This is a genomic window from Veillonella intestinalis, assembly GCF_943192895.1.
Lineage (GTDB): Bacteria > Bacillota > Negativicutes > Veillonellales > Veillonellaceae > Veillonella_A > Veillonella_A intestinalis.
Map to the genome: position 1 here is coordinate 190297 of NZ_CALPCB010000002.1, position 25466 is coordinate 215762.

Sequence of the window (25466 nt, forward strand, 5' to 3'; positions counted from 1 at the left end):
GTGAGAACATGAAAGAAACAGCAACAAAATTACAAGACTTAGTTCTTGATAATCGCTATAAAATAATTTCTAAAATTGGCGTTGGTGGCATGGCTGATGTATTTAAAGGGGAAGACTTATTATTAGGCCGTCCTGTAGCTATTAAAGTATTGCACCAAAACTTTGCTGGTGATGATGATTTCGTAGCCCGCTTCAAACGAGAGGCTCAAGCAGCTGGTAAACTAAGCCATCCTAATATTGTGAGCATGTACGATGTAGGATTTGATCAAGGATATCACTATATTGTCATGGAATACATTGAAGGGGAAACCTTAAAAGAATATATTACTCGACATGAACGATTGCCTATTGATAATGCAGTTAAATTTACAATCGCTATTGCTGAAGGGTTAGAACATGCCCATGCAATGGGAATTGTTCATTGTGATATAAAACCCCATAATGTATTAATAACTAAACAAGGTCGCATTAAGGTTACTGATTTTGGTATTGCCCGTGCTATGAATGCTGGCACAACTATGATGTATACAAATTCCATTATGGGATCTGCTCATTATTTATCACCCGAGCAAGCTAGTGGCAAGCCAGTTAATGGAAGCACTGATATCTATTCCTTAGGGGCTGTGCTTTATGAAATGCTAACAGGCCGAGTTCCTTATGAAGGTGAAACGCCGATTAGCGTTGCTTTAAAACATGTAAGAGAAAAATTAATATCCCCAACTCGTTATAATCCGAGTATTCCTACTTTATTAGAGTCAGCGGTTATTAAATCATTAGCGAAACGACCAGAGGATCGTTTTAATAATATATCTGAAATGATTTCAGCACTGCGCATGTCACAAGGCTTTGTAAGTAGTAATAGTGGTCGACGCGTACCGCATGACTTTGGTACTCAAGTTATGGTGCCTGTTAGTGAATCACCATATGGTGAATTAGAAGAGGATGATGTTTATTATGGAAACGAGCCAGTTAAAGAAAGTTGGCTTACTAAATTATCTCGCTTACCACAAAAATATATTTTGTTAGGGGCTTTTTTCGTCTTTTTATTAGCGTTTGCTTGGGCCTTTTTAAGTTTTGGTAATTTCTGGAGCAATGCTACTGTCGATGTACCAAATGTAGTGGGGAAACAAGTATCGGTAGCTAAACATATTTTAGAGGATAATCACCTACGTGTTTCTACAAGTGAAGTGTCTAATCCTGATGTTCCAGCAGGACAAGTTATTTCACAAAGCCCTGAAGCTGGCGAACAAGTTAAAGAACAGCGGACAGTTCATTTAGTAGTAAGTAAAGGTGTAGGCGATATTACTATGCCAGATATTACAGGGATGACCTTAGAACAAGCTAAGAGTCGTTTAAAAGGGCTAGGCTTAGTTGTAGGTAAGATAACAACAGCTTCTGAAGATGGCAAGGAAGATGGGGTCATTTTAATGCAATCACCACCGAGTGATTCAAAGGTGACTAAAGGAACCACTGTCGATGTTACTGTTAATCGAGTTAAAGTTCAAAAAATAGAATTACCTAATTTAGTAGGAATGACTATTAAAGAGGCTAAAGAAGCATTGACTGCTTTAGGCCTTACAGTAGGTCCAATTAGTGGAAGTAGTGAAGATACAGCAGTTGTAACACAACAAAATCCAGAATCGGGTAGTTCCTTAGATGCTAATACAGCCGTATCCTTAACTGGAGAAGTGAAGAAAAAGGCTGACCCAAAACCAAGTGATAGTTCCGTAACTAAGGGCACAGTAGATATTACAGTTCCATCTGGAAAAGCTAATCAATCCGTTCGTATTGTTGTAACCGATGATGCTGGCTCGAATACAGTCTTTGATGGAACAGCTCAACCGGGCGAACGAATTGTAAAAGATGTGTCGGGTACTGGAAAAGTTCAAATTCAAGTATATTTAAATGGCGCTTTAGTACAAGATCAAACATTATAGGAGGACTATGAATACAGGCATTGTCATTAAAAATATGAACGGTTATTTCTATGTACAGGATGAAGTGGGGAATGTTCATGAATGTAAAGTACGTGGTCGTTTAAAACAAGGACGTTACTCTTTATTAGTAGGTGATCGAGTAACATTTGACCCTGCTGGAACAATTGAAAAAATACTCCCACGTCATAATGAGTTGAAACGACCTCATGTAGCTAATTTAGATCAAGTAATTTTAGTAGTAGCAGCTCATGAGCCTGATATTAATGAATTATTACTTAATAAGCTAATTGTAATGATTGAGCATGCCGATATTCCGTTAGTACTTTGTATTAATAAATGTGACTTAAAAGATGAGAGTACCGCTGCTTTAGCGGCGGTATATCGTAAAATTGGTTATACTGTAATTCTTACTTCAACGCGAACAGGCGAAGGCCTTGAAGATTTAAAAGTGCAATTACATCATAAAGTAAGTGCTTTTGCAGGTCCTTCCGGTGTAGGTAAAAGTAGTTTACTTAATGGTATTGAACCGTCTTTTGCTTTTCAAACTGGGGAAGTGAGTGATAAAATAAAAAGAGGACGTCACACAACCCGTCATGCCTCTTTATATAGTTTAGACGGCGACTCTTTTATCATGGATACGCCTGGTTTTAGTGCTATTGACTTTAGCGATATATCTGAAGAACGTTTACCGTCTTTATATCCTGAATTCTTAGCTGCGGAAGAATCCTGTAAATTTAGCCCTTGCTACCATGAACATGAGCCTGTGTGTGGCGTAAAAGAAGCGTTAGAAAATGGTCAAATTAGTGCTGGCCGATATGAATCGTATTTAGTCATTCGCGAAGAAATTCGCAGTCAAAGGAAATGGTGAGAATATGGTAAAAATTGCACCTTCTATGTTATCCGCTGATTTTGCGCGTCTACAAGAAGAAATAAAAAGCATTGAATTGAGTGGAGCTGATTTATTACATATTGATATCATGGATGGACATTTTGTGCCAAATCTCACATTTGGTGCTCCCGTAATTAAGGCATTACGCAAACATACAGCATTGCCTTTTGATGTGCATTTAATGGTAACTAATCCTGCTGATTATGTTAAAGCCTTTGCTGATATTGGGACTGAATATTTTACATTTCATGCTGAGGCCACACCTCATATGCACCGCTTAGTACAGGAAATTAAATCCTATGGTATGAAAGCAGGGGTATCTTTAAATCCATCCACACCAGTAGCTGTATTGGAAGACATTGCTGGTGATTTAGATATGATTTTAATTATGAGCGTCAATCCTGGTTTTGGGGGACAATCATTTATTCCTCATGCAGTTCGCAAAATAAAAAAAGCAAAAGCTTTATTTGAGTATTTTGAAAACACAAATGCCGTTGTTGAAGTGGATGGCGGTGTTAATTTAGAAACGGCTCCTTTAGTTCGTGAAGCTGGTGCAGATATTTTAGTGGCTGGTTCAGCTGTCTTTGGGGCAACTGATAGAGCAGATATGATTCGTTCTTTACGCGGTTAGTGAGAAAAGCTCCTGATTTTCAGGGGCTTTTATTTTAGACGCAATGGGAAAGGTAATTCCATGAAAATTGGCACAGATATAATTGAAATTGCAAGAATTGCTAAGGCTGTAACTAAAGATAATTTTGCAAATCGTGTGTATACAGTAGAAGAATTAAAGTATGCAAATAGTCGTGGTAAGCAAGAAGCTGCGTCGTTGGCTGGGATGTATGCGGCAAAAGAAGCATTTGTTAAGGCCTTAGGAACAGGTTTTAGAGAAGGTTCTTGGCAAGATTTGGAAATACGCCGAGATAAACTAGGCGCTCCACATTTTATCTTGCAAGGTAAATTCAAAGATATATTTGAGGCTAGGGGATTTACTCAAATCGAAGTCACGATTAGTCATTGTCATACCTACGCAGTGGCTACAGTACTGTTGGTATAATTGCTTATCCAAGGGATGTATGCTTAAACAAATATAGTATATAAAAGATTGCTACAGGGTTAGAAAGGAGTTTTTATGCGTATTTTAGCCAAAGAAGAGGCTCAATTTATTGATCAATGGGCTCCCACAAAAGGTCATTTACCGTTAGCTGTGCTCATGGAAAATGCTGGACGTGGTGTGGCCGAAGCAATTGTAACTGCTTTTGAAGAAGTAGAAGGACCTTTAGAAGTCGTTATTGTAGCTGGTAAAGGTAATAATGGTGCTGATGGTTTAGTAGCGGCTCGCCAATTAGAAGAATGGGGGCACGAAGTTCGCATCGTTGTTCCTAATGATAATAAAGCAGGTTCCCCCTTATTTCAGGCACAACTGGCTACCATTGAAGCTTTAGAAATTCCTGTGCTCACCCTAGAGGACGGCGATGTTTTTGAAGCTGCTCATGTTATTGTTGATGGATTAGTTGGCACAGGCTTAAGTGGGGAATTACAAGAGCCTATTTTAGAATTATTGGATCGCATGGAAGCTCATGTTGATACATATCCAGATACTCTCTTAGTAGCGATTGATGTGCCATCAGGGCTTGATGCCAATACTGGTGCTGTCGCTACAGGAACGTTAGGCGTGGATATGACAGTTACCTTTGGGGCTCCTAAACAGGGAATGTGCCTGTATCCTGGAAAATCCTATTGTGGTGAAATTATTATCAAAGGTTTGGGCTTTGCGTGGGAAACTGCGCTCTTAGATGAGAGTAATGAATATTTTCCTACAGAATTGATTACAGCTGATTTAGTAGCTGCTTTATTGCCAGAACGCGAGCCAACAGCTCATAAAGGGACTAATGGTCATACTTTGATTATTGGTGGTTCAGATGGTATGATAGGGGCCCCATTACTAGCGGCAGAAGCTGCCATTTATACGGGCGCTGGTAAAGTAACTACAGTGGTTCCTTCTAATTGTTTGACTATGCTACAGACTAAAGTAATGCCTGAAGTTATGACCGGTTCTTTTGGCAATTTACTTCATTTACGCATGCATAGTATGGATAAAGAAGCGGTTGTTATTGGCCCTGGCTTAGGCCGCAATGAAGAAACGACTACATTGGCTAAGAATTTTATGACAACCACAGCGGTTCCTCTCATAATTGATGCAGATGCTCTTTGGGCTTTAGGTCATATGGATATTATAGGGGCTGAATTTAGTAAGCGAGAGCGCCCTGTGATTATGACCCCTCATCCTGGTGAATTTGCTCGCCTTACAGGACTCACCATTGAAACGATAGAAGCTAACCGTATTGAAGCAGCACGTCAATTTGCTATAAAATACCAAGTCGTATTAGTTCTAAAAGGAGCTCCTACAGTTATAGCTTCACCAGATGGTTTAGTAGCTGTTAACAACAGTGGCAATGAAGGTATGGGCACTGGTGGTATGGGTGATGCGTTAACCGGTATTATTGCAAGTTTATTAGGTCAAGGCTTAGAAGAAGTAGAAGCCGCTATGGCCGGTGTATATCTTCATGGAGCTGCGGCTGATGTATTATATGAAGAGCGTCATCAAGGATTTACCCCGTCTGAAGTAAGTCGTCAGGTACCGTATGTAATGACAGCTTTAATGGAAGAAGAATAAGTCAGGTGAAGTATGCAATATTATATTAAACGTTGGCTTACGTATATTACACTCGTAATTGCTTTAGTTGTTGGCTCTTTAACAGTTAGTGGCTGTAATTTACAAGCTAATATTCCTAATTTAGGTCAAAGTGGTCATAGCACCGCATCAAGTCAAAGTGCTGACATATCAGGTACACTCGATGTATATACATTAGATATAGGGCAAGGGGATGCGCATTTAATTAAAGTAGGTGATGAGTATACCTTAATTGATACTGGTGAGGTTGATCATCGAGAGCGTTTAATTGCCTTATTAAAACAGTACAATGTAAAATCCTTAAAAAATGTAATTATTACTCATCCTCATGCGGATCATATGGGTGGTTTTTATGCCTTAATTAAAGCGGGGATTCCTATTAGTCACGTATATGATAATGGCATGGACGCTACTACATCCGTATATAAAACATATGTAAAGAATATTACTAATAAAAAAATTCCTCTTACAGCTCTATATAAAGGGGATACAGTTGATTTAGGCAATGGGGCAACCTTCACTGTATATGCGCCTACAAAAGGAGATTATATACTGGATAATAAAGGTCGATCTGATCCTAATGATAATAGCATTGTAGGTAAATTAGTGTTTGGCAAATTTTCTATGCTCTTTACTGGTGATGCCTCTCGAGCGGAAGAAAACCGTTTAACAAAAGAGGAAAATACTAAACTATCAAGCCGAGTTATTAAAGTAGGCCACCACGGTAGTGCTAGTTCATCACAAAAAGACTTTTTACGCTCTGTTCGACCAGAACTGGCTGTGATCTCGGTAGGCTTACATAATGATTATGGACATCCTACATCACAGGCCTTAAAACGTCTCAATTCTGAGAATATTTTAGTATACCGTACAGATACGCAAGGGACAATTCGCATTCATACAGATGGCAATACTTGGAATGTAACAACGGAACGATAAATCTTGTCAAGTAAAAACTAAAAGACTATTATTTAAAACATACGCTCCTATAGGAATGGTAAAACCCTTTTGAATCGGGCTTTACACGCTATAGGAGCGTATGTTTGCTTTGTGAACAGTCTATGAAAATCATGGGCTTTTCAAGAATCTTGGAAAACCTATGTTATAATAAACTAAACATGTCCATATGGTTTTCAGACTTTGTGTTGAACAATAGGGACTGTAAGAATATATGTGTTGTGTATGTAAATTACTTAGAAATCAAATAAGGGGTCTTTTTTACTATAAGGCCAGTGATAGGAGTGAGATTGTTGCGAAAACTATGGTTAGCCCTGTTGTTTACAGTAATAGCATTTCCCTTATGGGCTATGTCTGTACGCGCAGCGGATGTAACAGATGTTAATTGGGTGACACGAAATGATGCACCAATTCCTTTTGTACGGGTGGTTTTAAGTTTAACTGCGCCAGTAGAAGCTTCAGCTTCCATTGATAAAGCAGGGACAACAACAACAGTGCAATTAAAAAATGTAAAGTTAAAAACAAAAGAAACATCATTATCAATGGATCCAAAAATTGTATCCAAAGCTCAATTAAGCCAAAAGAGTAAACATGTTAATGTTGTTCTCAACACACCAACTGCTATTGATGTGGGAGATATTAAAGTCTTTTCCCTTAAAAAGGATAAGGTGAATAATAAACCAGATCGTATGGTTATTGATATTCAACAAAAAGGGGTTGCACCAAGAAGTGTATACTATGGTAGTACACCAAAAGTAACTACACCTAAAACAACAACCACAACAGTCAATACAGATAAGAAATCAAATAAAAAATCTAACCAAACTGCAAGCACTACGCAACCAGCTAAAGCGCCAACTGTTGTTGCTACGGCCAGTCAACCTAAGGCAATAACGATTGATTACAAAACAAGTGGTGGCATTGCAGGTAAAGTGATTACTATTGACCCTGGTCATGGTGGTAGTGACCCAGGTGCAATTGGTCCAACTGGTTTAATGGAAAAGAATGTTACCTTACCAATTTCTATGAAATTGAAAAAAGCCTTAGAAGCTAAAGGGGCAAAAGTTAACATGACTCGTACTACTGATGTCGATGTATACGGCCCTAATGCATCTGGTCCTGATGAATTACAGGCACGCGTTGATGTAGGTACAGCTAATAAATCTGATTTATTTATTAGTGTACATATTAATTCTTTCAGTAATCCAAATGTAGGTGGCATTTCAACTTATTATTATGATAAAACTCAGTATGATACGCGTTTAGCATCTCGTATTCAAGCTCAAATTGCTGATGAAACAGGCTTTGGTGGCGATCGTGGTATCCAACCAGGTAACTTATATGTGTTACGTCGCTCTTTAATGCCAGCTGCTTTAGTTGAATTAGGTTTTATCTCTAATCCTAAGGAAGAAGCTTTATTGAAATCCGATAAAGTACAACAAGAATTTGCTGATGAAATTGCCGATGGCATTGAAAACTATTTTAGGGGGTAATAATTATGTTTCATAATATAAAACTCGTATATACTACCCTCCTGGCAGTTATGCTATTTGTAATAGCTGGCTGTAGTTCAATTGCCACTGAATCAGCCGAGGGTTCTAAACAAGCTGTGACTACATCAAGTAGCCAAACTACAAATGACAAGGATGTTAAAGATTCCATGTCAAAAATGGTAGTTTATGTGCCTCGAGATGATGGTAAGGGTGTTCGCCCACAGACTATTACGGTAGATACAGAGAAGAAAACTTTAAAATATGCGATTTCTTTCTTGTTTGATGAAGATAGTCGTCAAAAATATCCTGTGTTTCCAAAGAAGGTAACAGTTAAAGATGTGGCAATTAAAGATGATGTAGCTCGTATTAACTTGTCTAAAGAATTCTTAGAAGGGGGCAAAGTAGATGGCTTATCTGCACAACTTCGCTTAGCCTCAATCGTAAATACGGCTACTAGTTTTGACTCTGTCAAAAAAGTTCTACTTCTCGTAGATGGTGAACGAATTGAAACCTATGGTGGCTATGATGTAAGTGAACCTATGAGTCGTATGGAACAACAAATTGTAAAATAAGAGTATCATACAACTCGTATATTTTAATCCTCACATAATTATGGACATATCGTTGGTTATGGTTTAAAAGTTTTTATAACTTTTGAATAACCAATGATGTGTCCTTTTTATCTGTTGTACGCTGAACCATTTTTTAAAGTATGCTATAATAATAACGATTCTATGAAATAGAAATATACTTATAAATACTTTTATAGTTAGGAGGGCGTTATGAAGGTTTCAGAAACAGGTGAATTTGGTTTTATTGATGCCATTAGTACAAATACCCTCTATGATACATCGTCGGTTATACAAGGCATCGGTGATGATTGTGCTGTTTATCGAGCCACGCCAGACTATGAGCAACTCATTACAACGGATATGATGGTTGAAGGCATACACTTTTCTGCTGAAACAACGAATCCCTTTGATGTAGGTTATCGCTTAGGGGCTGCTAATATTAGCGATATTGCAGCTATGGGGGGTGTACCTAAACAAGCCGTCATTGCAGTAGCCATTCCTCAGGCTACGGAACTAGCTTATATGGAGTCTATTTTTACAGGCCTAAAAGCTATCTGCAGTAAATATAAGGTAAATCTTATTGGTGGCGATACTGTAACAACGAAAGGTTCGTTAGCTTTGAATGTTACTGTAATTGGTGAAGTACCAAGCGGACAAGCTGTATTACGAAGTGGTGCTCAGGTAGGCGATATTGTGGTAGTTACAAATGAAATAGGTAGTAGTGCGGCCGGCTTAGCTGCTCTATTAGAGAAATGTGAAGGTTTTAATTTCTGTAAGAAAGCACATCAACAACCAGAGCCACAAATATATTGGGGTCAATGGTTACGCCAACAAGGAGTTACAGCACTAAATGATATTAGCGATGGCCTTAGCAGTGAACTTCATGAAATCGCTAAGGCTTCAAACGTATCAATTGAGATTGAAGCAGAATCAATTCCGCTTCATAAAGAAGTTATAACTTTGGCAGAGCAATTAAGTGTTGATCCTCTAAATTGGGCCTTATATGGAGGCGAAGATTTTCAATTAGTTGCTACTGTACCAGCTAAATTACGTCCTTTAATAGACGCTCAGGAGTCACTGCATTGTATTGGACTAGTTACCTCTAATAGTAGCAATAACGCAAATCATGTTATATTACGTACTGGCTCTAATACAACAATCTCTTTATACGCTAAAGGATATGATCATTTTAAACAACATCAATCAAAGGAGTAATGAAATATATGATAAATACGACTAAAGATACTCAAGTCCTACATTGTAATACTAATACTGTTAGCGATACGGAACAATTAGGGTATCAATTAGGTACTTTTTTAAAAACATATAATAAGCCCCTTTGTATTGCTTTAGTTGGTGATTTAGGTACGGGCAAAACTCATTTTTCACAAGGCGTAGCTCGTGGTTTTGGTGTAACTGATGAAGTAACAAGCCCAACCTTTGCATTAATGAATACATATGAAACAGAAGCCGGCACTTTATATCATTTTGATGTGTACCGTTTAGATGATGTGTATGAATTAGAAAATATTGGTTTTGGTGAATTTACTGAAGATACCTTAAGTTTGGTAGAATGGGCTGATAAATTCCCTGATGCATTGCCCTTAGAAGTATTATGGATTACCTTAATGGCGCAACCAGATGGCAGTAGAGAGAGCATTTGGCAGACATCAGAACTTACACAAGATGAACTTATAACAATAGGAGGACAATATGTATCTGGGCATTGAAACAAGCAGCGCTGTATCTAGCGTAGCACTCATGACTGAAGAAAAATTAGTCGGCGAGTTGACCATTCAAGCGGGTTTAACACATTCAGAGCAATTAGTACCTCATATTGAATTATTAATGAAACAATGTAGCGTCACAAAAGATGCCATTCAAGGGATTGCAGTAAGTATAGGACCTGGCTCTTTTACAGGATTACGAATTGGTTTAGGAACAGCTAAGGCGTTAGCCTATGCTTGGCAGGTACCTTTATTAGGTGTAATGACTATGGAAGTACTGGCTCATAACTTTTGGCAAGCTAATGGCTTATTAGCTGTTATGATTGATGCACAGAAAAAGAATGTATATGAAGGTTTATATCGTTGGCAAGAAGGGCATTTACAGTGTATTCAAGAACCAACTGTAAAAGTACGTGCAGAAGCCTTAGCAGAACTGGCTGAGCGTAACGAAATGGTAACTCTTGTGGGTGATGGTATTACTAAAGTAGCTAGTGCAATTTCTGAATATGGTTCACAACTTTTACTAAGCCCCTTGTCTTTGCGCATTCCTAGGGCTAGCAGTTTATTGCTTGCAGCTTTACCACGCTTTTTACAAGGTGCACCTGATGAAGCCAATGCTATAGCCCCTTATTATATTCGCCGTTCTGAAGCGGAAGTTGTTTGGGATGCTAAACATCCTGAATTAGCGGCTCAAATGAAAGGGCAAGAACCTACTGTAGTTGTTACTGAAGCAGCCTCTACATTGCATGATGAGGTGGATCATGCTTAGTTTACGGCTGGCTACATTAGACGATATAGAAGCTATTTTTGAAATCGAAAAAGCCTGCTTTTCTGTACCTTGGTCCTTAGACTCAATTACGACTGAACTAACGGAAACAGAACAACGTTTATATTTAGTAGCTGAAGAAGATAATCGAATTATTGGCTATGCTGGTGCTTGGCTTGTCTTAGATGAAGGTCAAATTACAAATATAGCCATTCATCCTGATTTTCGGCGCGAAGGATATGGCGCTATGCTTACGCGTAAACTCATAAAAGAATTATTTAAACGGGGCATGAATGAAATATTTTTAGAAGTGCGCATTTCTAATGTAGCAGCTCTTACAATGTATCGCCGTTTAGGTCTTACCGTTAAAGGGATTCGGAAGAATTATTATACCGAACCTATTGAAGATGCCTATATTATGTCTATTATAAGAGAGGAGGCCCTGGTGTGAACGATGTATATACCTTAGCCATCGAAAGTAGTTGTGATGAAACATCGGCGGCCGTATTAGTAAATGGTCGTCAGGTTTTATCGAATGTAATTTCTAGTCAAGTGCCCATTCATCAAAGATTTGGTGGCGTTGTGCCTGAAATTGCATCCCGTCATCATATAGAACAAGTTATTCCTGTAGTAGATCAAGCCTTATTAGATGCTAATGTGAAATTAGAAGATATGGATCATATTGGCGTTACCTATGGCCCGGGCTTAGTAGGCTCCTTATTAGTTGGCGTGGCTGCTGCTAAAGGCTTATCCTTTGCTACTGGCATTCCACTTATTGGGGTTCACCATATGGAAGGTCATATTTTTGCTAACTTTTTGGCTCATCCTGACTTAGAACCACCTTTTTTAAGTTTAGTTGTTTCTGGTGGCCATACTATGTTAGTCGTAGTTAAAGATTATGAAACGTTTGAAGTATTAGGCCAAACTCGTGATGATGCAGCAGGCGAAGCTTTTGATAAAATAGCTCGTGTTATGGGGTATCCGTATCCAGGAGGGCCACAAATTGAAAAAGTAGGTTCTACTGGAAACCCTTTTGCTATTGAATTTCCTAAAGCTTTACAAGAGAAGGGGAATTTTGAATTTAGTTTTAGTGGTTTAAAATCAGCGGTTCTTAATTATTTAAATAGTGCTAAACAAAAAGGGGAACCTATTAATGAAGCCGATGTAGCTGCCTCTTTTCAGCAAGCCATTATTGATGTGCTAGTTCATAAGACTTGTGAAGCTGCTCATGCCACGGGACAACTGAAAATTACCTTAGCTGGCGGTGTATCAGCTAATAAACATTTACAAGATGCCTTAGCTACTATGTGTGAACAAGAAGGCTTCACCTTTTATCGCCCAAGTGGTATTTTAGCCACAGATAATGCAGCAATGATTGGTTGTCGTGCCTATTATATGGCTAAGGCTGGCAAATTTAGTGATTTACATTTAAATGCCAAACCAGCTATACCGCTAGGTCAAGCATAAGGTATAAGCTATGAATGAAAAATCCATACTAGCAGAGCGATTACAACAATATACGGATTTATCAGAACCACAACAGCGCCTATTATTACAAGTGGCTCAATTATTACCATTTGGTGCTTCTTTGCCACAGCAAGAAGTTTGCATATTTACTGGCACTAACGATAAACAAATTTTAGTGTTAGGTTCCTTGAAAGACTGGCCGCAACAGCAGCTTGATGGTGAAACTATACTGTTAAACCCTTATGAAGTGAGTTTATGGCAAGAACTATTACAACAGGGACAACCGGTTAAAGGCTTTATGGAGCGTCATTATGGCCAATTAGCTCGATTATTGGCATTTCCTATTGTAGATAATGGGGGAAAATGTATTGCTGGGTTAGCTATCATTCACAATGGCTTAGAACCTCAAACAGATGCACTTTTATTAGCGGCTTCTGATGTCTTGGCAGAGACGACGTATATGGCCATGATTGTACCACAACAGAATCAAGATGATTTATATAAACCCTTATCGTATCAAGATGGCATTATTATCTTTGACGAGGCTGGAATCATTTTATATGCCAATGAAGCGGCTTCTCATTTAGTGGATTTATTAGGCTTTGATCGTCGTTTATTAGGAACTTCCATTTATGGTGGCGCTTTAAAAATGAGCTGGGTTAAACAAGCGATTCGTGAACACCGTGGGTCCATTGCCGAAGAAATTTATGGCGATATTATCGTAGAACAAACAATACTACCTATTACAGGTAGTAGTCGTACTAAACGAAGTTTTTTATTTTTAAAAGATAAAACAGCCTTACGCCGTAAGGAACAAGAATTATTGGTAAAAAATTCTGTTATAAAAGAAATACACCATCGAGTAAAAAATAATCTACAAACTGTGGCCGGCTTACTACGTATGGAAGCTCGTCGTTCTGACTCAGAGCAAGTGAAAAAAGCACTTCAAGAAGGGGTAAGTCGTATTGAAAGCATGGCCTTAGTCCATGAAGTAATTTCTCATTATGAAGAAGATTATATTGATTTACGAACTATTGCCGAAGAGCTCATTCGACTTTTAAAACGAGCTTTATTACAAGCTGATGATGTAATTAACTGTGAATATATAGGACCACCTATTTTATTGTCGTCTCATCGAGCGGGCTACATATCTCTCATTTTAAATGAACTAATTTCTAATAGCTTTGAACACGGCTTTGCTCTTGGTCGTTCTGCCTTATTAGCTAAACGAACTACCGCAATTACAGATGATATAAATAACTTAACTTCGCAAAATATACCAACTTTAGAAATACAAGGGAGCATACAGTCAGGTTTGATTACCCTAAGGGTTAGTGATAATGGACAGGGTTTACCTGCAGATTTTGACAGTATAGCTTCTAGTAGACTAGGCTTACAAATAATAAAAAATTTAGTCACTAATGAACTTGCTGGTACTTTTCAAATTGGACCAGGTGAGATTAAAGGTACTGTAGTTATAATTCAATTTCCAGAAGAGACTGAATTATAACGAAGCTTTAAAAGTGAGGTAATAGAAAAGTTAATAGTGAGTTAAAATTGAGGAGAATGTCATGAGAGTCCTTATTGTAGATGACGAATCTTTAATTCGTATGGATATACGCGATCAATTAGAAGCGGCAGGCTATGAAGTAATTGGGGAAGGTAAAAATGGGGTCGAAGCCCTTGCTAAAGCAAAAAGTTTAAAACCTGATGTGATTGTAATGGATGTTAAAATGCCAGAATTAGACGGCATTGAAGCGGCTCGACAAATTCGCCATAATCAGTGGGGACCGGTTGTACTACTAACAGCCTATAGTCAGCAAGATTTAGTCAAAAAAGCTGGCCAGTCGGGCGTATATGGCTATTTGATTAAGCCTGTGCGAGAAGATCAACTCATTCCTACTTTAGAAATGGCGTATCATCGGTATACCGAAGAGCAAACCTTAAAAACCAACATTGAGGCCTTAGAAAATACCTTAGAAGAAAGAAAATTAATTGCGAAAGCGACGGGAATTTTACAAAATCTTTATAAAATAAGTGAAGACGACGCCTATAAACGTTTGCGCTCTTTTAGTATGGATAAACACATAACAATTGTTGAAACTTGTCAAAAAATTATAGCCGCCGCTAAAAAGAGCAGTGTATAAGCACTGCTTTTTTTAGTGACAAAAAGTCAAAAAATCAAAAATAATACTTGCAATTATTTTCAATTCGGATATAATAATACTTGTAGTTAGCACTCGAGGTTAGTGAGTGCTAACAAAATAAAAATTTACAATCCATTAGTTCAAAGGAGAGATTGACAATGATGAAACCTTTAGGCGACCGTGTTATAATTCGTGTCCTTGAAAAAGAAGAAAAAACAAAAAGTGGCATCTTTTTACCAGATACAGCAAAAGAAAAACCTTCCGAAGGTGAAGTAGTAGCTGTTGGCGCTGGTAAAGTATATGACAATGGTCAACGTGTTGCTCCTGAAGTAGCTGTTGGTGACAAAGTAATGTTCTCCAAATATGCCGGTACAGAAGTTAAAATTGATGGTGTAGATCATCTAGTAATTAGCGAACGTGATATTTTAGCTATTTTATAATCTAGCAAGTAGCTACTATATATTCACTAATTTATATATTGAGGTTATGTAATTAACCTTAGGAGGTAATAGATTATGGCAAAAGAAATTCTTTTTAATGAAGACGCTCGTCGTGCTTTAGGCCGCGGCGTAGATGCATTAGCAAATGCAGTAAAAGTAACCTTAGGACCAAAAGGTCGTAATGTAGTATTAGATAAAAAATTTGGTGCACCTACTATCACTAATGACGGTGTTACTATTGCTCGTGATATTGAACTTGCTGATCCATTTGAAAATATGGGCGCACAACTTGTAAAAGAAGTTGCTACCAAAACAAATGACGTAGCTGGTGATGGTACAACTACAGCTACTGTATTAGCACAAGCTATGATTCAAGAAGGTATGCGCAATGTAGCAGCTGGTGCTAATCCAATGATCTTGAAAAAAGGTATTGAATTAGCTGTAAAAACTTTGGTAGAAGAAATTAAGAAAAAATCGATTAAAGTAAACGGTAAAGCTGATATTGCACAAGTAGCCTCTGTATCCGCTGGCGATTCTGAAATCGGTGGTCTTATTGCAGAAGCTATGGAAAAAGTTGGCAATGACGGCGTAATTACTGTTGAAGAATCTAAAGGTTTGCAAACAGATCTTTCTGTAGTAGAAGGTATGCAATTTGATCGTGGCTACATTTCTCCTTACATGGTAACTGATCCAGATAAAATGGAAGCTGTTATGAATGAACCATACATCTTGATTACAGATCGTAAAATCAGTGCTATTGCTGATATGTTACCAACACTTGAAAAAGTTGTAAAACAAGGTAAAGAATTATTGATTATTGCTGAAGATCTTGATGGTGAAGCATTAGCTACATTAGTAGTTAATAAATTGCGTGGTACTTTCAAAGCAGTAGCTGTTAAAGCTCCTGGTTTTGGTGACCGCCGTAAAGCAATGCTTGAAGATATTGCTATTTTAACTGGTGGTACTGTAATCACTGAAGATATGGGCCGTAAATTAGATAGCGTTGAATTAGAAGACCTTGGTACAGCTCATCAAGTACGTGTAACTAAAGACGAAACTGTAATTATTGATGGTGCTGGCGATAATACAGCTATTAAACAGCGTGTAGGCCAAATTAAAGGTCAAATTGATGAAACAACATCTGAATTTGATAAAGAAAAATTACAAGAGCGTTTAGCAAAATTAGCTGGTGGTGTAGCTGTTATCGAAGTTGGTGCGGCTACTGAAGTTGAATTGAAAGATAAAAAACTTCGCATTGAAGATGCTTTAAATGCAACTCGTGCAGCTGTTGAAGAAGGTATTGTAGCTGGTGGTGGCACAACCTTAATTGACATCTTACCTGCTCTTGAAACTTTAAAAGAAGAAGGGGATGTACAAACTGGTATTAACCTTGTAAAACGCGCTGTTGAAGAACCACTTCGCCAGATTGCTTATAATGCTGGTTTAGAAGGTTCTGTTGTAGTTGAACGTGTTAAAAATACAGATTCTGGCGTAGGCTTCAATGCATTAACTGAAGAATATGTAGATATGGTTAAAGCTGGTATCGTTGACCCTGCTAAAGTGACTCGTTCTGCTCTTCAAAATGCAGCTTCTATTGCGTCCTTAGTATTGACTACAGAAAGCATTGTAGCTGATAAAGTAGAAGAAAATGCACCAGCAGCACCTGCTATGCCTCCAATGGGTGGCATGGGCGGTATGATGTAATCTAGATTATTTTATACCTAGTAATAGTTAGCTCAGCTAATATGTAATTATGCTGCTACATGGCATTTAATAAAATACCCACATCAATTGATGTGGGTATTTTTATTTTTTTCTATAGAATTGACGAACGCCAATAAAATTAAGTATAATCTTACATATACTTAAGATTCATTATTACAAAATAAAACAAGGGCTGACAATTATTACTAATTGCAAGGTCATTGAGTGAGGAGAAAGATTGATGAATGAGAAAAAATTACCCATTACAGCGGCCCGTTTAGAAGAAATTATTGCTGAATATCCGACACCATTTCATTTATATGATGCACAAGGAATTGTAAATAATATTCGTCGCTTTATTAAAGCCTTTAGTTGGGCTAAAGATTTTAAAGAGTATTTTGCCGTAAAGGCAACACCTAATCCATATATTATGCGTTTATTACAACGCGAAGGCGTAGGTGCAGACTGTTCTTCTATGGCAGAACTCGTATTGTGTGAAAAAGTTGGTATAATGGGGAATAATATCATCTTTTCATCCAATGATACACCGTATGAAGAGTATGCCAAAGCCATGGAATTAGGGGCCATTATTAATCTTGATGACATTACTCATGTCGCTTATTTAGAAGAACATGGTAGTTTACCTAACCGTTTAGCTTTCCGCTATAATCCAGGCTCTTTAAAGCATGGTGGTAATACAATTATTGGTCTTCCTGAAGAAGCTAAATATGGTATGATGGCAGATCAAATTATTGAAGCTATTAATTATTGCAAAACTCGTGGTGTATCCCGTTTTGGCTTACACACTATGGTAGTATCTAATGAATTAGATATCAAAGGGCTCATTGGCACAGCTGAGTTAATGTTTGATTTAGCTCTTCGTGTAAAAGAAGAAACAGGCATAGAAGTAGATTTCATTGATTTTGGTGGCGGTATTGGTGTAGCCTATCGACCAGAAGAAACACCAGTTGACTATGAAGCCTTGAGTGCAGGGATTAAAGAAGCCTATGACCGTATGATTATAGGTAATAATCATAGCCCTATTGCCTTGGCCTTTGAATGTGGCCGTATGGTAACAGGTCCTTATGGCTATTTAGTTACAACAGCCATTCACCATAAAAATATTTATAAAAACTATATAGGTTTAGATGCTTGTATGGCTAATTTAATGCGTCCTGCTTTATATGGTTCTTATCATCATATTACCGTAGTTGGTAAGGAAGATGCGCCCCTTAATCATGTATATGATGTAACAGGCTCACTTTGTGAAAATAATGACAAATTTGCCATTGATCGTAAATTACCGAAAATCGATAGAGGTGATCGCATTATAATTCATGATGCAGGTGCTCATGGACATTCTATGGGGTTTAATTATAATGGTAAACTAAAATCAGCTGAACTATTATTAAATGAAGATGGGTCCATTACTCAAATTCGTCGAGCTGAAACCTTGGATGATTTATTTGCAACATTAGATTTTACTGATTTATAAGGAAAAACTATCATTTCTAATGATAATATGTTATAATTAAAAGGTAATTTCAAAGTTTGCCCAAAAATCACTAGTTTAATAAAGCTAATGAGAGTCATATTTTTTGATAAAATTCAAAAAATTCGATAATATAAACAAATTCATAGTAAAATAGTAGAAATTAACTTGCACTGGATACAGTTAGATTGTATAATGTTTATTAGGAATAGATGTTGTAAGATTTGCTGTTTACCGAAGTGGTAGAATATTTTTGCTGTTAAAAGCGGTGTTTCACTTTGGTGGGATACCGCTTTTCTTATAAAATCTAACGAATACATAATATATAACTTAAAGACATAATTAAGAATAAAAGGAGTGACTGTACTGTGTCAGAATTACTTCGCGTAGAGAATCTACACGTGTCCGTTGAGGGCAAAGAAATCCTAAAAGGTATTGATTTAACTATTAATAAAGGTGAAATCCATGTTGTAATGGGTACTAATGGTGCTGGTAAATCCACATTAGCAAATGCTATTATGGGGAATCCTGTATATGAAGTAACCGAAGGTTCTATTACATTTGATGGTGAAGATATTACAGACGAAGCCGTAAATGATCGTGCTAAGGCTGGTATTTTTATGTCCTTCCAAAATCCAATTGCTATTCCTGGTATTACTGTAGAAAACTTTATTAGAACATCTAAAGCTACTGTAACCGGTGAAAATGTTCGTGCGTTAGCCTTCAAAAAAGAATTAAAAGAAAAAATGGATGAATTATCCTTTGATGCATCTTATGCACAACGTTATGTTAACGAAGGCTTTAGTGGCGGTGAACGCAAAAAGAATGAAATTCTACAAATGTCCATCTTGAATCCAAAATTAGCTATGCTTGATGAAACAGACTCTGGTCTTGACGTTGATGCAGTACGTATTGTATCAGATGGGGTTGATCGCTTCCATACTAAAGAAAATGCCGTACTTATTATTACGCATCATAACTCCATCTTACAAAAATTAAAACCAGATTTTGTACATGTTTTAATTAATGGTAAAATCGTAAAAACTGGGGACGCATCCTTAGTAGCAGACATTGAAAGCAAAGGCTACGATGCTTACAAAGCGTTAGTTTAGGAGGCACTCATGGAAACTAGAAAAAAAACCTATGTGGAGGATATGGACCGTGGCGTCTACGATATAAAGAATGAATTTGAATATTCTTTTAAATCGAATGCAGGCCTTACGGAAGATATTATCCGCGAAATTTGGTCAAATAAAAATGAACCGGAATGGATGCTTGACTTCCGTTTAAAATCTTTAAAAATTTATAATGAATTAGATATTCCAACTTGGATTCCTGATATTAGCGGTCTTGATATGGCTAATATTGTTACCTATGTTAAACCAAAAGTTGACATGAAAGGTGACTGGAATGAAGTACCAGAAGATATTAAAAGCACGTTTGATCGCTTAGGGATTCCTGAAGCTGAGAAAACATCACTAGCTGGTGTTGGTGCGCAGTATGACTCTGAAGTAGTATATCATAGTATTCAAGAAGATTTGGTAAAGCAAGGTGTTGTGTATACTGATATTGAAACAGCCCTTCATGAGCATGAAGATCTTGTACGTCAATATTTCATGACCTTAGTTCCGCCAACGGACCACAAATTTGCAGCCTTACATGGTGCGGTTTGGTCTGGTGGGTCCTTCGTATATGTGCCAAAAGGTGTACAAGTTGACATTCCATTACAGTCCTATTTCCGCTTAAATGCGCCAGGGGCTGGTCAGTTTGAACATACCTTAATTATTATCGAAGAAGGGGCTAAAGCTCATTTCATCGAAGGTTGTTCTGCACCTAAGTATAATGTAGCTAACTTACATGCTGGTTGTGTAGAATTATTTGTTAAAGATAATGCAACCCTTCGTTATTCCACAATTGAAAACTGGTCTAAGAATATGTATAACTTGAACACCAAACGTTCAACTGTCGGTAAAAATGGTACTATTGAATGGGTAAGTGGTTCCTTTGGTTCCAAAGTATCTTGTTTATATCCAATGAGTATCTTAGCAGGTGAAGGCGCTCACTGTGAATTTACTGGTGTAACCTTTGCTGGTGAAGGACAGTTCTTAGATACAGGTGCTAAAGTAGTTCATGTGGCTCCACATACTACATCCAATATTAATTCTAAATCCATTTCTAAGAGTGGTGGCGCTGCTATTTATCGCGGCGTGTTAAATATTGGTAAAAAAGCAGAACATGCGAAAGCTACAGTGTCTTGTGAATCCTTGATGCTAGATGAAATCTCTCAGTCCGATACAATTCCATCCATTTCTATTGAAAATGATAATGTTGACTTAGGTCACGAAGCAAAAATCGGTCGTATTTCAGACGAAGCTATCTTCTACTTAATGACTCGTGGTATTAGTGAAGAAGAAGCTCGTGCTATGTTAGTTCGTGGTTTCGTAGAACCAATTTCTAAAGAATTACCATTGGAATACGCTGTTGAAATGAATAATTTGATTTCCTTAGAGCTTGAAGGCTCTATCGGTTAGGAGGTACTGATGAGTAACGTACTATTTAATGAACTCCCTAGACCTACTTTCCGGTGGTTAAAGGTAAATCATACGGAAGGGGTAGTTGCTACTGGTAGTAAACCTGCGATTGTAACAGTAGATGCTAATCCGGGTGTAGTAACGGAGTTAAGTAATAATGCATTATTAAAAGCTGATTTTGAAGGGGCTGAAACAACCTCATTAGCAGCTGTTACTAATGACTATACTAAAGGTCTAGCTATTACCGTGCCTGCTGGGGCTTCTGAAAAAGTAGTCATCACCATTGATGCGGACAATGCTAGTGTAGGTGATAAAACTCGCTTAGCTATTGATGTAGCTGAGGGTGCTTCTTTAGAAGTATTATATGTAGTTAAAGGCAACGCCACTGAAGGTGGTTTAAACCTTTTAACAGAAGTAAATACTGCAGAAAATGCAAATGTAGTATTCAAAAAAGTTCAGCTATTGAATGAAGGGGTACAACAAATTGAACACCGTTATACAAAATTAGCTGACAACAGCCATGTTGCCTTTCTCAATGTAGAATTAGGTGGGGGCGAAAACTTCTTGCATTATACACAAGATTTAGTAGGTAAAGAAGCTCATATTGAACATGATTTAGCCTATTTAGGTGACAATGAACAGCGCTTTGACATTTCTATGTTGATGTCTCATGTAGCACCTAAGTCAGTAAGTGATATTCACGTATTAGGCGCTTTAGCCGATAATTCTAAAAAATCCTTCCGCGGTACTTTAGATTTCATTCGTGGTAGCGTAGCTGCTGAAGGGGCTGAAGAAGATACTTGTGTATTACTTGATCCAACAGTAAAATCTGTATCTTTGCCATTACTTCTTTGTAAAGAAGATAATGTAGTGGGGAATCATGCGGCTAGTGCCGGCCAATTGGATAAGACTAAATTATTCTACTTAATGAGCCGTGGTTTCAGTGAAGAAGAAGCTAAACATATCATTGTAGAATCTATGTTACGTCCAGTTATTGATCGACTCGAAGATGCTGAGTTAGAAGAAGTAGTATTAGCTGCGGTACGAGCTAAGATTTAATTGGGCCGTAGTAATAAGATAGAATAGAGAAGGTGTATTATGAAGTCGATTGCAGAAGCATATAAAGATTTTCCTATATTACAAAGAGAGCATAAAGGTCACCGTTTAGTGTATTTAGATAGTGGAGCAACTACACAAGTACCAGAAGTGGTTATTAATGCCCTTGAAACCCATTTAAAACATCATAATGGTAATCCTCATCGAGGAGCCCATGTGTTGGCTGTGGAAGCATCTGAGGCGTATGAAACAGCACGCGATGCGGTGCAACGTTTCATCAATGCCAAAGCTAGGGAAGAAATTGTATTAACACGCAATACGACAGAAAGCTTAAACTTAATCGCCTTTAGCTATGGCTTACATAATCTAAAAAAAGGTGATAAAATCGTCATTACCATTGCCGAACACCATGCTAATCTAGTAACTTGGCAACGTGTAGCGGAAACAACTGGGGCTATTTTAGAATATATGTACTTAGATGAAACGGGCCATTTGAAAGATGGTGAGATGGATAAGATTGATAGCCATACAAAAATCGTATCCTTCGCCCATGTAAGTAATGTACTAGGCATGGAGTTTCCTGTAGATGAGCTAATTAAACGAGCTCACGCTGTAGGTGCTATTGCTATTCTTGATGGTGCTCAGTCAGCGCCTCACAAAAAAATCGATGTGCAAGCCCTTGACTGTGATTTCTTTGTATTCTCAGGCCACAAAATGTGTGCATCTCAAGGTATTGGTGTTATGTATGGTAAACGCCATCTACTAGAATCTATGCCACCATTCTTATTAGGTGGTGATATGATTGAGTATGTACAAGAACAAAGTACAACCTATAATGAAGTGCCTTATAAATTTGAAGCAGGCACACCAAATGCACATGGGGCTGTAACTTTGAAGGCTGCTATTGAATATTTAGAAGAATATGGCATGGATAATATTAATGCCTACGAAAAGGAATTAGTAGCTTATGTATTGCCAAAACTATTAGCCATTCCACATGTTCATGTGCTCGGCTCTGAAGATCCAAAAGAGAAACATGGTGTAATTGCATTTACGATTGACGATGTACATCCTCATGATGTAGCTACTATTTTAGATAGCTATGGTGTTTGTATTCGTTCCGGTCATCATTGTGCTCAACCATTAGGTGCCTATTATAAAGTACCTGCTTCTAATCGTTTAAGCATGTACATTTATACCCGTAAAGAAGATTTAGATATTTTCTTAGATGCAGTAAAACAAGTACGACCTACAATGGGTCTTAAAGACTAAAGAAGACTAAAGTAAACCATATCCCTAAGTATTGACGAGGGGGAAATAAGCAAGTATAAAGGAGTTCCTACTTATGGAAATGGATCAGTTATATACTGAGTTAATTTTAGAACATAATCAAGATAAACGAAATAAACGTCTTTTAGACGTATTCACAGTATCAGAACATGGTCATAATCCAAGTTGTGGTGATGATTTAACCTTGCAATTAGATGTAGCTGATGGCGTAGTAAAAGATGCCGCTTACACTGGTTCTGGTTGTGCTATTAGTCAAGCATCGGCTTCTATGATGATTGACATTATTAAAGGTAAATCTGTGACTGAAGCCTTTCGTTTAGTCGATATTTTCTTAGGCATGATCAAAAAAGAAGTAACTGATGAAGCTGAATTAGAAGAATTAGAAGATGCTATTGCTCTTCAAAATATTTCTAATATGCCAGCTCGTGTAAAATGTGCTGTATTAGCTTGGCATACCTTAAAAGAAGCGTTAAAAAAGGAAGAATCTCATAGCTAGTTACTTAACATATAATCATGTATAATAAAAGGAGTTAACCAATAACAACTGCTGTTGCTATGAGTTAACTCCTTTTTTACCAAACCTATAAATTAGTCTTCTTTCGGTGCACCTGGTTTTGGCAATTTGCCCATGTCCTGTAATAGTTTAACAATACGGACACCACAATTTTTGCCACCACAAGATCCGGTACCAGCACCAGTACGCTCTCTAATTTTAGGGATCGTATCACAACCATCATTAATGGCTTCTTTAATGGTTTTACGTGAAATGCTACGACAAGTGCAGACTTTAGTATATTTGTCTAAAATACTATCGGGTACTTTTTGTTCTTCAAACTCCATCTGTATTACCTCCCTATACTACTTAGTATAGCTATTAATTTAATAGTAGTTAGGCTTATAATATCTAAAAATAGGAATAGGGTATACCAAATCCAATGTATAAGATATAAATAAGGGCTACTATATAAATTTATTGTACCACAGATTTTTAATTCTATGTATAGTTAAGAAAGGATTCAAATATGATTTGTGTTTTATTTGATTTGGATGGCACTTTAACAGATTCAGCCGAAGGTATTAAAAAATCTGTTATTTATGCATTAGAAAAAAAAGGTGTACCGGTACCGTCTGATGAAATTCTTACGTTATTCATTGGGCCACCAATTGTTGATTCCTTGCGAGAACATTGTCATATGAACGATGCTGATGCGGAAGAGACTTATGGATACTTCAAAGAACGGTATAATACAGTTGGGAAATTTGAAAATAAAGTATATGAAGATGTAGAACGCATGTTAGTAACTTTACGTCAAACTAATACGTATGTTGCTGTAGCTACTGCCAAACCAGAACCGTTGGCCAAAGAAGTGCTAGACCATTTTGGTTTAACTAAGTACTTTGAAATTATCAAAGGGGCTGATAATGCCCGTGGTATAGTGCATAAAGAAGATATTCTAAAAGAAGCCTTAGCAGACATGAAAGAAATTTCTTCAAATCGCACAAAAAAAGAAATTACAGGCTGGTACATGGTAGGGGACCGAAAATATGATATGGAAGCTGCTAAAAAGCTAAATTGTCGTGCAGTTGCCGTTACCTATGGTTATGGAACACAAGAGGAATTAGAAGCAGCTGGGGCTGATTATATTTGTCATACCCCTTCTGATGTAATTTTAAATATTGCTGTTGATACCTTATTATAATAATTAGAATTTATATAAAAAAAGACTATCCCGTTAGCAATTTGCTTTGGGATAGTCTTTTGTATTGTTTAATCTAAAGGTTGCTCATGGCGATTTTTTTTAGAAGAAATAACCTTGAATACTTTAGCTCCTGTAGACTTTAATTTTGTACCTGTTTGCTGTAAGCGCATCCGTGTTCTAGTCACGCGGGCTAGGGCAGAAACAGACGATTTCTTCCGTGGTTTCATATCTTTAACTGAGCCAAAATCACCACGATTAATGCTAGTCGCTTTTACTCGATCAGCACCAAAGGATTGTTTTAAAACACGCATAATCAAAGTGGCCTGCAAAGAAATATTAAAGGTGTAAATATCAACGGCTACATAGCCCATTTCAGGATACGCATGAACTGCAATATGGCAATGAGGGGATACAGCAAATAAAACAATTTCATCATCTAACACTTGGCAGCTAATTTCATCAATCGGCTGTTGGGCTGCTTCTAGGGCATTAGTAACACTTTCCTGAATAATAAGAGGGGAGTTAATCGCATCTTCTAAACAAGTATATAAATCAATAAGTAAATGAGTTCCAATTGAATTTGACACTGTGACACCTTCCTTATAA

At 37.4% G+C, this 25466-nt stretch carries 26 protein-coding genes; 24 read left to right on the forward strand and 2 right to left on the reverse strand.

The genetic code is table 11. The annotated features are described in order from the left end of the window. The first annotated feature begins 8 nt into the window (after window positions 1–8). The 23 genes from pknB to sufU all read left to right on the forward strand — a co-directional run bounded on the left by pknB (window position 9) and on the right by sufU (window position 23656). Entirely contained in the window at window positions 9–1937 is a 1929-nt protein-coding gene (gene pknB, locus NFR27_RS02280) for a Stk1 family PASTA domain-containing Ser/Thr kinase (protein WP_251440499.1), read from the forward strand. Between the two features lie 7 nt (window positions 1938–1944). Continuing rightward, window positions 1945–2805: a ribosome small subunit-dependent GTPase A gene (gene rsgA / locus NFR27_RS02285; protein ID WP_251440497.1), complete on the forward strand. Its 861-nt coding sequence runs from the start codon at window positions 1945–1947 to the stop codon at window positions 2803–2805. Window positions 2806–2809: 4 nt separating this feature from the next. Further along, on the forward strand, window positions 2810–3457 hold the full coding sequence (rpe, locus tag NFR27_RS02290) for a ribulose-phosphate 3-epimerase (RefSeq protein ID WP_251440495.1): 648 nt from the start codon (window positions 2810–2812) through the stop codon (window positions 3455–3457). 60 nt (window positions 3458–3517) lie between these two features. Beyond that, window positions 3518–3880 (forward strand): holo-ACP synthase, encoded by a 363-nt coding sequence (gene acpS / locus NFR27_RS02295; RefSeq protein WP_251440491.1) that lies wholly within the window; start codon window positions 3518–3520, stop codon window positions 3878–3880. 75 nt (window positions 3881–3955) lie between these two features. After that, window positions 3956–5500 carry an NAD(P)H-hydrate dehydratase gene (locus NFR27_RS02300; protein ID WP_251453917.1) on the forward strand — a complete coding sequence of 515 codons (1545 nt, stop codon included), beginning with the start codon at window positions 3956–3958 and terminating at the stop codon, window positions 5498–5500. A 12-nt stretch (window positions 5501–5512) separates the two neighbouring features. Next, on the forward strand, window positions 5513–6457 hold the full coding sequence (locus tag NFR27_RS02305) for a ComEC/Rec2 family competence protein (protein WP_251440483.1): 945 nt from the start codon (window positions 5513–5515) through the stop codon (window positions 6455–6457). A 302-nt stretch (window positions 6458–6759) separates the two neighbouring features. Beyond that, on the forward strand, window positions 6760–7968 hold the full coding sequence (locus NFR27_RS02310) for an N-acetylmuramoyl-L-alanine amidase family protein (protein ID WP_479266832.1): 1209 nt from the start codon (window positions 6760–6762) through the stop codon (window positions 7966–7968). 50 nt (window positions 7969–8018) lie between these two features. Beyond that, the gene (locus tag NFR27_RS02315) at window positions 8019–8540 is read left to right on the forward strand and encodes a GerMN domain-containing protein (RefSeq protein WP_251440480.1); all 522 of its coding nucleotides are present in this window, start codon (window positions 8019–8021) and stop codon (window positions 8538–8540) included. 210 nt (window positions 8541–8750) lie between these two features. Beyond that, a complete protein-coding gene (gene thiL, locus NFR27_RS02320; protein WP_251440478.1) occupies window positions 8751–9755 on the forward strand; it encodes a thiamine-phosphate kinase in 1005 nt (334 codons plus the stop codon). Between the two features lie 8 nt (window positions 9756–9763). After that, entirely contained in the window at window positions 9764–10270 is a 507-nt protein-coding gene (gene tsaE, locus NFR27_RS02325) for a tRNA (adenosine(37)-N6)-threonylcarbamoyltransferase complex ATPase subunit type 1 TsaE (protein ID WP_251440474.1), read from the forward strand. After that, window positions 10254–11036: a tRNA (adenosine(37)-N6)-threonylcarbamoyltransferase complex dimerization subunit type 1 TsaB gene (tsaB, locus tag NFR27_RS02330; protein ID WP_251440471.1), complete on the forward strand. Its 783-nt coding sequence runs from the start codon at window positions 10254–10256 to the stop codon at window positions 11034–11036. Before tsaE ends, tsaB begins: the two co-directional genes overlap by 17 nt. Next, entirely contained in the window at window positions 11029–11484 is a 456-nt protein-coding gene (rimI, locus tag NFR27_RS02335) for a ribosomal protein S18-alanine N-acetyltransferase (RefSeq protein ID WP_251440467.1), read from the forward strand. The genes tsaB and rimI overlap by 8 nt, the downstream gene beginning before the upstream one ends. Beyond that, window positions 11481–12500, forward strand: coding sequence for a tRNA (adenosine(37)-N6)-threonylcarbamoyltransferase complex transferase subunit TsaD (gene tsaD / locus NFR27_RS02340; protein ID WP_251440464.1), 1020 nt, complete (start codon window positions 11481–11483; stop codon window positions 12498–12500). Before rimI ends, tsaD begins: the two co-directional genes overlap by 4 nt. A gap of 10 nt (window positions 12501–12510) precedes the next feature. Further along, window positions 12511–14010 carry a sensor histidine kinase gene (locus tag NFR27_RS02345; RefSeq protein ID WP_251440461.1) on the forward strand — a complete coding sequence of 500 codons (1500 nt, stop codon included), beginning with the start codon at window positions 12511–12513 and terminating at the stop codon, window positions 14008–14010. A 61-nt stretch (window positions 14011–14071) separates the two neighbouring features. After that, on the forward strand, window positions 14072–14647 hold the full coding sequence (locus tag NFR27_RS02350) for an ANTAR domain-containing response regulator (protein ID WP_251440459.1): 576 nt from the start codon (window positions 14072–14074) through the stop codon (window positions 14645–14647). Window positions 14648–14805: 158 nt separating this feature from the next. Beyond that, a complete protein-coding gene (gene groES / locus NFR27_RS02355) occupies window positions 14806–15087 on the forward strand; it encodes a co-chaperone GroES (protein WP_115309637.1) in 282 nt (93 codons plus the stop codon). Window positions 15088–15162: 75 nt separating this feature from the next. Beyond that, window positions 15163–16791 carry a chaperonin GroEL gene (gene groL / locus NFR27_RS02360; protein ID WP_251453920.1) on the forward strand — a complete coding sequence of 543 codons (1629 nt, stop codon included), beginning with the start codon at window positions 15163–15165 and terminating at the stop codon, window positions 16789–16791. A 241-nt stretch (window positions 16792–17032) separates the two neighbouring features. Continuing rightward, complete coding sequence (locus tag NFR27_RS02365) at window positions 17033–18286, forward strand: diaminopimelate decarboxylase family protein (protein ID WP_251440454.1); 1254 nt, start codon at window positions 17033–17035, stop codon at window positions 18284–18286. 365 nt (window positions 18287–18651) lie between these two features. Continuing rightward, window positions 18652–19395: a Fe-S cluster assembly ATPase SufC gene (gene sufC, locus NFR27_RS02370; protein WP_251440452.1), complete on the forward strand. Its 744-nt coding sequence runs from the start codon at window positions 18652–18654 to the stop codon at window positions 19393–19395. A 9-nt stretch (window positions 19396–19404) separates the two neighbouring features. Beyond that, window positions 19405–20814, forward strand: coding sequence for a Fe-S cluster assembly protein SufB (sufB, locus tag NFR27_RS02375; RefSeq protein ID WP_251440448.1), 1410 nt, complete (start codon window positions 19405–19407; stop codon window positions 20812–20814). Window positions 20815–20823: 9 nt separating this feature from the next. After that, on the forward strand, window positions 20824–21873 hold the full coding sequence (locus tag NFR27_RS02380; protein ID WP_251440445.1) for a SufD family Fe-S cluster assembly protein: 1050 nt from the start codon (window positions 20824–20826) through the stop codon (window positions 21871–21873). Between the two features lie 39 nt (window positions 21874–21912). After that, window positions 21913–23142, forward strand: coding sequence for a SufS family cysteine desulfurase (locus NFR27_RS02385; RefSeq protein ID WP_251440442.1), 1230 nt, complete (start codon window positions 21913–21915; stop codon window positions 23140–23142). A 73-nt stretch (window positions 23143–23215) separates the two neighbouring features. After that, window positions 23216–23656 carry a Fe-S cluster assembly sulfur transfer protein SufU gene (gene sufU, locus NFR27_RS02390; RefSeq protein WP_251440439.1) on the forward strand — a complete coding sequence of 147 codons (441 nt, stop codon included), beginning with the start codon at window positions 23216–23218 and terminating at the stop codon, window positions 23654–23656. 92 nt (window positions 23657–23748) lie between these two features. On the opposite strand, the gene NFR27_RS02395 is transcribed toward sufU, so the two are convergent. Then, on the reverse strand, window positions 23749–24000 hold the full coding sequence (locus NFR27_RS02395) for a (2Fe-2S)-binding protein (protein WP_251440435.1): 252 nt from the start codon (window positions 23998–24000) through the stop codon (window positions 23749–23751). 182 nt (window positions 24001–24182) lie between these two features. Here NFR27_RS02395 and NFR27_RS02400 point away from each other — a divergent pair, with 182 nt between their 5' ends. Next, entirely contained in the window at window positions 24183–24860 is a 678-nt protein-coding gene (locus NFR27_RS02400; protein WP_251440432.1) for an HAD hydrolase-like protein, read from the forward strand. A gap of 68 nt (window positions 24861–24928) precedes the next feature. Here NFR27_RS02400 and NFR27_RS02405 read toward each other — a convergent pair whose 3' ends face one another. Further along, window positions 24929–25447: an S-adenosylmethionine decarboxylase family protein gene (locus NFR27_RS02405; RefSeq protein WP_251440427.1), complete on the reverse strand. Its 519-nt coding sequence runs from the start codon at window positions 25445–25447 to the stop codon at window positions 24929–24931. Window positions 25448–25466: the final 19 nt, after the last annotated feature.